We start from the raw sequence: 9,934 nt of genomic DNA, 5'->3' as shown, positions 1-9,934 counted from the left end.
ACATTTATTCAAGAAATATATTCATACAATCAGTGTGGACACAATTCTGGTACAAATAAGCTAGAACTCTCCCCGTTTTTAGGGTTAACTGCGCTGTAGAGATAAAATTTTTTGTCTACCTAATTTTACTTAACCTGTATTCTAACACCCTTTTAAACCACCCGTGCCAACTTTCAAATGTGTGCCTAAATTGCAATTCATCAAAGATGAATAACCTTGTTCCGGATATTTACCAATAGTTTCATTAATTTTTTTTAACCCTTCCTCTCTACCTTTATCTCGTTCATTGTGAATTGATCTTGACGTAATATACGCAAACTTCATTTTTTGCATATTACGGTGTACTTTAGACTTGCTGATATTCAAGTCAAATTTTTTCTGTATTCTTATTTCTTTAATGGTAATATTAGGGTTTTCTTGTACCCATACTCAACTTGTTCAAATTGACTCTGACTCAACTTAGTTTTTCTACGATGTTGAGAGTGAGTAAACAATTTTTCTTTTTTTTAAAGTTTTAGATGCTTTATCAATGTAGTTAGTACTGTTCTTGAACAGCATTAGTTTTTTCTTGCAACACATGTGTTATTTTGCACTTTCTCCAGCATTTCTCTTGCTAATTCCACGACTCTTTCATGCAATAATTTTGATTTCAATACCATTTAAACCTCGCTATTTTATTTACTTCAGCTAGGCGTTGTGAAAACGCAAAATGCATATAGTATAAAAATTAAAAAATGAGACGTCAATTACGTTATACCCTGTCGTTTAATTTGCACAGATGAAGGTACTGAACACTTCCAGCTCCATGACAAAGGGACCTGCAAGATTTTGGTCAAGTAATCTTTGCATTCCCATGAGTAACTTGGAAAGCGCCATTCTAGTGGACTCAAATAGCGTTTATGAATTTAGTAATGAGATTACTTTTTTAACTTTATTGAAGTAAAAAACTGATTCCCATTACGGTAAATGAGCAACATTATTGAATCCTTGCTGCTTTTCTTTATTGCTAAGTCAACTTGTTTTTGAAAATCTTCAGTATTTTCTATATCTACTCCATCTAATTGAATAATGATGTCTCCTTTTTTGATACCACGTAGTGTAGCGTTGCTGTTACTATCTACATTGGTAACTATCACACCTTTTGTAGGCGTGCCATTTTTACTTTCTTTTGGCTCTTTTGGTAGATTGGAGACAGTTAAACCAGTTATATAATCAGATGTTGACCTATTTTCTTCTGTGTTACCACCTTGGCTATCATTTGCAGATTCTTCGATAACAACTTTGACATTAACTTCTTTGCCTTTTCTCAATAACTTAATCTGCACTTTTTTCTCAGGTTCGGTTCTTGAAACCATTTGAGGTAGTTGTGTCATTCTATCAATTTTTTTACCATCAAATTCTAATAATATATCACCTACTTTAATACCACCTCTTTCTGCAGGACTATCCTTCACTATGTTTGCAACCAGTGCACCTTTTACGTCTTTTAAACCTAAGGACTCAGCAAATTCTCTTGTTATAGGCTGGACTTGTACACCAAGCCAACCGTGTTTTATTTTTTTACCACTTTTTAATGTATCAATAATAGATATAGCTAGATTAGATGGTATAGCAAAACCTATACCCACATTACCACCAGACTCGGATGGGGAATAAATAGCAGTGTTAATACCTATAACTTTTCCATTTAAATCAAATAATGGCCCTCCAGAGTTGCCCCTATTGATTGCAGCGTCAGTTTGAATAAACTCACTCGTGGTGCCAATACTAATGTCCCTGGACCTTGCAGATATAATTCCTGTGCTCACAGAACCACCCAAACCAAATGGGTTGCCTATTGCCATGACCGTATCACCAACTCTTGCTTTATCGGAATTACCAAACGTTACAAAAGAAAAGTCTTTGTCAGCTTTGATCTTAAGCACAGCTAGGTCAGTTCTTGCATCGTAACCCAAAACTTCTGTTTTGAAATAAGTGTTATCATTCATAGTAACTGTGATATCTTGGGCGTTTTTAATAACGTGATAATTGGTTACTATAGTTCCACTTTTATCTATAATAAATCCAGAGCCAAGCAACACCACTTCTCTGTTGATGCTAGGGTTTCTGTCTGTAAAAAACTGATCAAAATGCTCAAAAAACTCTCTAAAATCGTCAAAGAAATTGTTTCTTGGTGCAAAAGGGGTTTTAGTTCTATTGTTACTTTCTTGCTTAACTATTTGCTCACTTGAGATGTTTACAACTGCAGGAATAAGTTCTTCCACTAGATCAGCAAGTCCTTGATTACAATTGCATACATGGGTGTTAGTGTCTGGGACCTTTTTTGCACTCCAATCAAACATATCAGCATACGAGGAAAATGAAATCAAGAAATATGCAAATATAGATAAAACCTTACTTTTCATAGACTATTTCCATCCCTTATTCAAAATATTTAAGAAATTATTATTTGGTGAAAGTATAAATTTAGTATTGTTTTCAGCAAATGATTTGCTGTAAGCTCTCATAGAACGATAAAAGTTAAAAAATTCTTCATCAGCTTTAAATGCACTATTATAAATTCTAGTTGCTTCAGCATAACCACGACCTCTTATTTCATAAGATTCTCTTACTGCACTAGCAATAATTTCCCTTTTTAGTTTATCAGCTTTTGATCTAATTTCCTGCCCTGCTTGCTCTCCTTCTGCTCTGATCTCTTTTGCTTCTTTTTCTCTTTCAGTTTGCATGCGTCGAAATATTGCAGAGCTGTTTTCTTCTGGTAAATCTGCTCTCTTAATCCTGACATCTATTATTTCTATACCAAACTTTTCAGCTTCAGAGTAAACTCCACGCTGAATTAATTGCATGACTTCTGATCTTTTTTCGTTCAATAAACTAATTAATGAAAACCTCCCTATATTTTCTCTTATATGAGCTTCCATGATTGGATATAATCTTCTGACTAACCCTGATTCATTTCTCACAGTTTGGTAGAAAGTGATAGGATCTGCTATTCTATATTTTGCATAAGCATCTACTATGACACGTTTTTGATCTGCAGTTATCACTTCCCTTGGAGTTTTGTCAGGACTTAAATCTAAAACTCTCTTATCAAGAAATTCTACGTTGTTTATAAGTGGTAACTTAAAATATAAGCCGCTTTTTCTAATGTCTCGTACAACTTTACCCAGTTGTATAACTATTGCTTGCTTTGTTTCTTGTACAACAAATATTGAATTAGACAGAGCGATCAACAGGATAGCAAATATGGAAACAAAGGCAATTTTAATGTTACTACGCATGATTATTTTCCCAAATTTATAAGAGGTAAATAAGAAAACATACCCTTCAAATCGTCAGTGACAACAACTTTATCCACTTTATTAAAGATATCTTCCATAGTTTCAAGATAAATACGATTCTTAACAAGAGAAGGATTTTGCTTGTATTCCTCATAAAGAGATAGAAAGCGATTTGCATTACCTTTTGCTTCATTTATTATTTCATTTTCATATGCTTCTGCATCTAGTTTTATCTTTATTGCCTCACCCTTTGCTCGAGGTATAATATCATTGCTGTAAGCATATGCCTCATTTATAGTACGCTCTTTATCTGCACGAGCACTTTGTACATCTCTAAATGAGCTAATTACTTTTTCTGGTGGATCGATTTTTTTCATTTGGACGGACAAAATTTCTATACCCATTTGATATCCGTCAAGAATTTGTTGTAATAAAATTCTAGTGTCTCTGGAAATTTCAGCTCTACCTTGACCTTCAAGTGCAAAAGAAATCGTATTTTTGCCTATTATCTCTCTCATAGCACTCTCGGCAGCATCTTTAACACTGAAACCAGGTTTATAATCCCGTACTTTGAATAAATAATCCTTAGCATCCCTAACGCGCCATTGCACCTCAAAGTTAACGTTGACTATATTCTCGTCTCCAGTGAGCATCACACCTTCGCCGCGATCTATGTCTCGCCCATAAGAGCTACTTATTCCGATTTCTTCGCGGTTTACTTCCTTAACGTTTACTTTAAAAACCTTGCCGATAGGGTAGGGGAAGTGATAACGCAAGCCAGGTGTTTCCGTGTTGGAGTATTTACCAAATGTAAGTTCTATGCCTTCTTCACTTGGATGGACAATATAGAAACCAGCACAAGCGTAAAATAATAAAATAATGAAAATAATGAGATAAGGTTTTTTGCTGCCATTTCTTGTTAAACCGATAAAAAAGCACCTTATTTTGGATATAGCTTTACTTAAAATATCTTCATTATTAGGAGTTTTATTCCCCACCGGTTTTTTTCCAAGGTTCCAAGGATTATGCTCATCAAACATAACGATTAATTCTATAATTAATACACTAGTATTACTTCTTTAATAAGAAAATGCAAACATAAATTACTTTTGTTTGCGAGTTAATTATCAGAATGAAAGACGTGGTCGTACACTTCCTTTCCTCTGTTGTGATATGATTGACTCTATGGAACTTTCTGGTCTTATTTTAAATCCCTTGTTGTTGTTCTTTGAGTGAACTGCGTTTCATGCAGGTGAGGATAATTTAGATAATAAAACTATTGTTAGAACTGCAATAATTAAGAAAAAGAATGCCCTTTTTATGTATTGCATGAGTACTTTAGTTCGGAGAGCATTTAACCTAATTTTTTAGGCCACAGAAAAACACTTCAAGCAAAACTATTGAAGATGAATAAACACTAATGGCCCAGTTAATACTAACTTAAGAATTGAAGGTGTACAATATAAATATGTTTGATTGATAGTGAGGTTCAAAGTGTTACTTAGTCAAGAAATAAATTCAAATTCTGTTGAAGTACAGAAACTTCAACAAATAAATAGCATTACACTTTCTTCAGATGATTTGTTACAACAAATGCAATCATTGGAGAAGAGGATAAAATCATTAGAAGTAACGAACAGAGTAATCCTTGGTTTGTTTATAGGTACGTTAGCAGCAACCGTGACAATAGGAGCTGGTTTTGCAATTGCATCAGCTCCAATAATTGCAGGCAGTATAGTAGGTGGAGTACTTGCAATTTTAGCACTTGCAGCGCTTGGTGTAACTTTGTATAAATGCAGGGCACGAGTAGAAGCAGGCTTCAGGTATGCTGCAGAAAAAACAATTGAGGGGGTAAAATATATTGGAGGACAAATTAAAGATAGTGCTGTGCGTACTAAAGACTCAGTGAAAGAAGCTGTGAGTTCTATGGAACAAGCAGCAAGGGAGGGAACTAGTTCTGCGTTAAAAGCAATGGGGTACAAGCTAGGTGACTTAGGTGCGAGTATGTCTAATTTAGATAGCATCCCGTATTCAATAGGGCTGCAAAATTCAACGGTTATTTTTAAAACCGAAGAAAAAACGAGAAATTTCAATACTATAAAAGAAATGTTTATTAAGGAGGTTTTTGGAGATAAAGCTAGTGATAGCTCTGTTTTAGTCAAAAAAGTATTCTCTGAATTAAAGGGAAAGATATTGGAAAAAGCTTACTCTGTTGATGGTCAGCAAAGTTTTAAAGAAAAACAGTTAATCAGTCAATTAGGGTATCAAGCAGGTTTTGTTAGCAAATTAAACTCTAGGAAGTTGCAAAATCTGTTGACTCAAGATAACAATAATCTTTATGAAATTTTTTCTGAATATCATGATGAGATTAAGAGAATTGTTAAAGAGCGTAAAACAGAGCACAAACTTTTAGAAGGCATTAATGGAACGGCAAAAAGTCATGGTGAAAGCAGAAGAGATTCAACGCAATCTAGTTTATCAAGAAGCAATTTATTTAGTTCTATAGGAGCTGACGGTACTGTTAACGGTACAGCAGAATTGTTGAATTCTGGGAAGCATAGAAAAGTACAATCTTCTAGTAGATTTTTAAAATGGTTATCGTGGAATAAAGGAAGTAAAGCACCAGAAGAAGCTACTAACATTGAGTATCAAGTTCTTCCTGTATCAGATATACCAGCCAGAGAAATAGGAAAGAGTGCTTTTTATGGTACTCCTCTTCCAGCTGAAGATGCTGATAAGATTGCAACAGTCAACCCCAACCTTTTTAGAAGCAACTTATCTAATAGTTTAAATGATTCTTCTGTGCTTGTTCCAGTAGCTCTACCACAAGTATCAAAAGGGCTTTCTCTGAGCTCCTTGAGTTCTGATGGTGGAATGGGTTCTGGTCTTTTTATGCTGGAAAAACAAAGTCTTTTTCCGGAAGACTTAGCTAAAGCTCGTGCAAGCTTAAAAAGCACAGGTTTTTTGGACAAATTGATGGGACAACAGCCTTCTACTTCTGCGATAGCAGTAGAAGATACAGGTGAAGACTTCAAAAGAGATAAACCTACTACAAAGTTTAGTCAACCTAAGGCTGAAAAACCAGATGTAGAGGTGTTATATCTCTAAACAAAATACTTGCTTTCTGCAAAGGATGTTGCTTGGTGAGTGACATCCTTTTTTTGTTTTTCTAATCAAGGATTTGATTATAAGAAATTTCTAAATTCCAGCGTTGCGTGCTGAAACAACAGGATTTAAAAAAAAGTCTCTTCTATTTTCTCTTGATAAATTAATCTAAGTGAGGTATATTAACAGTGCGTTTATGTAGATTCTAATGAACAGTTTAGTTTTAGTTTATATAACTTTTTCAGGTATAAAGGAGGCTAAAACTGTTTCTGAAGCATTATTAAGCAAGAGGTTAATTGTATGTGCAAATATATTTCCTAAAGTAAATTCTCTTTATTTATGGAAAGGTGAAATTAACAGTAGTTGTGAAGTAATAACAATTATGAAAAGCAGAAGTGGTCAAGTTGATAAAATTATAGAAAAGATTGAGGCGATGAGTTCTTATGATCAGCCAGCTATTGTGATAATACCTATAGAAAAAGTAAATAAATCTTTTGCTAATTGGGTTAATAATATTATTGATGTGAGTAGTATTGGGGTGTAGCCAAGTGGTAAGGCAGCGGTTTTTGATACCGCCATTCGAAGGTTCGAATCCTTCCACCCCAGCCATATTAAGGGTGGTGTGGAATGATATCACTTTTCTATAAATTAAGTTTATTAAATTATATATTAGGCAGCTTAAAGGATATAGTTGTAAAGCTGTTTCTCCTTATAGTGTATCTTTATGTATCCAGCATTATGCTCATGTTTCTCAGCAATGGCTTTTGGTATGCTGTGGAATTTAGTTCTTTAAAAAATGCATTTTACCATCTGTTTCAATATTGTAAGTGGTATTATGGTAGCAGAGAAAATCTAGGTTATGGGGTTTCTTTTAGAATGTTAGTAGCACTTCTTGCTCCACATTTTTTCTATAGATTGTTTCTTACCACAGGCTGGAAGTCTTTTCTGAAGGAAAAGATGATACAAATGCTTAAATTTATGATTACAGGCAAAAGGAGTGATGGAGTGAGTCACCGTAATAAACTAAGTGCCAGCAGTTATGGTTGTAGCAGCAAGAGCAATTACGGTAATAACAGCCGTTATAGTTGCAATGATGAACATCATTCTCAAGATGAAAAACGGAAAGTAAATATGATAAAGCAGCTATTGGTTAAAGATATAGAGGAAGCTATAGATAAAAGACTGCATGATATTTTTTTTAGCAAAAAAGGCAAATCTCGTTAAGTATGTATAGGAACTTTATCTGATTTTAGCAGGGCTTTTCTTGGTTAAAGTATGATAACCAAGAAATTGCTTTACGTTACTGGAAGTAAGTAAAATAACAAGATTTAGATAGCATTAAAATCAAAGTTGTTGGATGAAAAAGTCGTGGAATCAGCAAAAGAAACGCTGAAGGAAGTGTGAAATAACACATATGTTGTAAAAAGAAGCTAAATGCTGTAACTGCAGCAAAAAGTTATAGTATAACAGCCGTAGCAAAAATATGTTGCATTTCAATAATAACATTGACTACATGGGTAAGTACTAAAACTTGGAAGAAAAGAGAAATTGCTTGTTCCCATCAACGTCATAGAAAAACTAGATTGGAATCATGGCCAATTTAAATGAGTTAGAGTATGGGTACAAAAAAGCCTAATATTACTATTAAAGAAATGAGATGAAAATCCAGGAAAAATTTTACTTGAATATCAGCAAGTCTACAGTACACTATAATATGTAAAAAATGAAGTTTCGTACAATTACGTCAAGACTAATTCACAATGAATAAAAAAGGTAGACAGGAAAAGTTTTGAAAAAAAACTTAATAAGACTATTGATAAATATCCTGAATAAGAGTCATTTTTCTTTAATGAACTGCAGTTTTGCACACATTCGAAAGTTGAACATGAGTGGTTAAAAGGGGGGCATTAGAATGCAGGTTTAAAGTAAAATTATAGAAAATTTTTATCTCTATAGTGCAGTTAATCCTAGAAATGGAGGGAGTTCTAGCTTATTTGTACCGAATGTCAACACTGATTATATGAATATATTTCTTGAACAAATGTCACAATATTTAAGAATAAGAGAAGCCTTTTCTTATCATGGATTGCGCTAGTTGATATAAGTTAAAAAATTTAAAGTTACCTAAAAATATTGAGATTGTATACCCACCAGCATACTTACCTGAGTTCAATCCTATCGAGAGACTTTGGTTATATATAAAACAGAACATTTTGCATAATAAAGTCTATAATACAATTGCTTTGTTTGAGAGCACCTTGTGCAAATTTATCACCTCTCTTTTTTGCTCCACAATTAAACAGCTCTGTAATGTCACTTATTTGACCCACTAACAATAAAAACTGGTGTCTCATTAAGTTTTTAAAACTCTTCTTATCTACTTTTATCTTGTTCATTACGAATTGGTATTGGCGTAATATACGAAAACTTCATTTTTTGCATATTCCGATGTACTGTAAACTTGCTAGCATTCAAGGCCAAATTTTTCCAGGTTCTTTTCTCATTTCTTTAATAGTAATATTATGGTCTTCTTGTATCTATACTTCAATTTGCTCAAATTAACCCTGATTTAATTTTGCTACAGCTGTTACACCGTGCTCTTTTGCTGCCAATTACAGCATTTAGTTTTTTTTTGCAACGTATGCGTTATTTCACACTCCTTTCAACGTTTCTTTTGCTGATTCCACGACTTTTTCATCCAATAACTTTGATTCTAATGCCGTGTAGCTTCTTTTCCATTATTGTCTATCCATTTCTTAATATAGTAGGAATTAATATAAATTATTTCAGCTACAAGTTTTAAGAGATTCACTAAGCAGGGAAGAGGCAAAAAAACTACTGTTAGCTAGTTATTCGCTGCCTATTTTAAAAATAGGAGTTTTTTACCGTCTCATGCTTTAACAAGCACACCTTAAACTTATGTTAGGTAAGTGCATACAGTGCAAAAAATTAAACAAAATGTGCTAAGTGCGTTGAGTTTTTTGTCGTTATTACCTGCATAGACTGAAGATAAATAGCTCCAATGTTGTAATTAAGAGAGCTATTAAAACCTGTCAAGCAATTTTTTGCATTTCTATAAGCTACCTGATGTTCGTGTAGTTGTGCGTTATATGCTGGAATAACATCAGTATAGCACAGTAAAATTTTATTTTTTACAGAGAAACTCTAAAGTCAGCAAATTTCCAATCAACAACAACCAAAGACCTCTCTAAAATGTCGATTTCTTCTATATTTGTAACTTTGTCACCCTGATCAAATGAGATTCGCAGAGATTTACTGCTATATTTTCTCTTTCCCAAGAAATTAGCCTGTTTAATTTTATATGAGATATAGTACCAAATATTTTTATCGAATTTAGATATCAATGTTGGTGATCCCAAAGTGTGAACTACTTTTTCTTTATCATCACCTACTTTTATCTTGCTGCGCAATTCAATACTAATGCCTGGAACTCCATGATTGTGAATAGTGTGACAGCTTGCTAAGAACAACAAAACAAAAAATGTTAGTACTCGCATCTCTGTTGATAAATTACTTAAAGCTACAAT

At 33.6% G+C, this 9,934-nt stretch carries 8 protein-coding genes, 1 tRNA gene and 1 pseudogene; 5 read left to right on the top strand and 5 right to left on the bottom strand.

The annotated features are described in order from the left end of the window. Positions 1-141 precede the first annotated feature (141 nt). The 4 genes from GO684_RS00910 to hflK all read right to left on the bottom strand — a co-directional run bounded on the left by GO684_RS00910 (position 142) and on the right by hflK (position 4,321). Positions 142-366, bottom strand: a complete 225-nt coding sequence (locus GO684_RS00910) for a hypothetical protein (RefSeq protein WP_175938187.1) — start codon at positions 364-366, stop codon at positions 142-144. A 551-nt stretch (positions 367-917) separates the two neighbouring features. After that, positions 918-2,405 carry a DegQ family serine endoprotease gene (locus GO684_RS00905; RefSeq protein ID WP_175938186.1) on the bottom strand — a complete coding sequence of 496 codons (1,488 nt, stop codon included), beginning with the start codon at positions 2,403-2,405 and terminating at the stop codon, positions 918-920. Positions 2,406-2,408: 3 nt separating this feature from the next. Then, entirely contained in the window at positions 2,409-3,281 is an 873-nt protein-coding gene (gene hflC, locus GO684_RS00900) for a protease modulator HflC (protein WP_175938185.1), read from the bottom strand. A gap of 2 nt (positions 3,282-3,283) precedes the next feature. Next, positions 3,284-4,321, bottom strand: coding sequence for an FtsH protease activity modulator HflK (gene hflK, locus GO684_RS00895; protein ID WP_175938184.1), 1,038 nt, complete (start codon positions 4,319-4,321; stop codon positions 3,284-3,286). 454 nt (positions 4,322-4,775) lie between these two features. On the opposite strand from hflK, the gene GO684_RS00890 reads away from it, so the two are divergent. From GO684_RS00890 to GO684_RS00870, 5 genes and pseudogenes are all read left to right on the top strand, one after another. After that, the gene (locus GO684_RS00890; protein WP_175938183.1) at positions 4,776-6,389 is read left to right on the top strand and encodes an actin-bundling T4SS effector WalE1 family protein; all 1,614 of its coding nucleotides are present in this window, start codon (positions 4,776-4,778) and stop codon (positions 6,387-6,389) included. A gap of 205 nt (positions 6,390-6,594) precedes the next feature. Continuing rightward, positions 6,595-6,930, top strand: a complete 336-nt coding sequence (gene cutA, locus GO684_RS00885; protein WP_175938182.1) for a divalent-cation tolerance protein CutA — start codon at positions 6,595-6,597, stop codon at positions 6,928-6,930. After that, a tRNA-Gln gene (locus GO684_RS00880) sits at positions 6,921-6,995 on the top strand. Before cutA ends, GO684_RS00880 begins: the two co-directional genes overlap by 10 nt. A gap of 18 nt (positions 6,996-7,013) precedes the next feature. Further along, entirely contained in the window at positions 7,014-7,610 is a 597-nt protein-coding gene (locus GO684_RS00875; protein ID WP_175938181.1) for a hypothetical protein, read from the top strand. Between the two features lie 108 nt (positions 7,611-7,718). Further along, positions 7,719-8,719, top strand: a pseudogene (locus tag GO684_RS00870) (IS630 family transposase). An 819-nt stretch (positions 8,720-9,538) separates the two neighbouring features. Here GO684_RS00870 and GO684_RS00865 read toward each other — a convergent pair. After that, a complete protein-coding gene (locus tag GO684_RS00865; protein ID WP_175938180.1) occupies positions 9,539-9,904 on the bottom strand; it encodes an outer membrane protein assembly factor BamE in 366 nt (121 codons plus the stop codon). Positions 9,905-9,934 lie beyond the last annotated feature (30 nt).

It is taken from the genome of Wolbachia endosymbiont of Litomosoides brasiliensis, from assembly GCF_013366805.1.
Classification (GTDB): Bacteria; Pseudomonadota; Alphaproteobacteria; order Rickettsiales; family Anaplasmataceae; genus Wolbachia.
The sequence above is the reverse complement of the archived record's forward strand: the minus strand, read 5'-3'. Positions and strand labels throughout refer to the sequence as shown.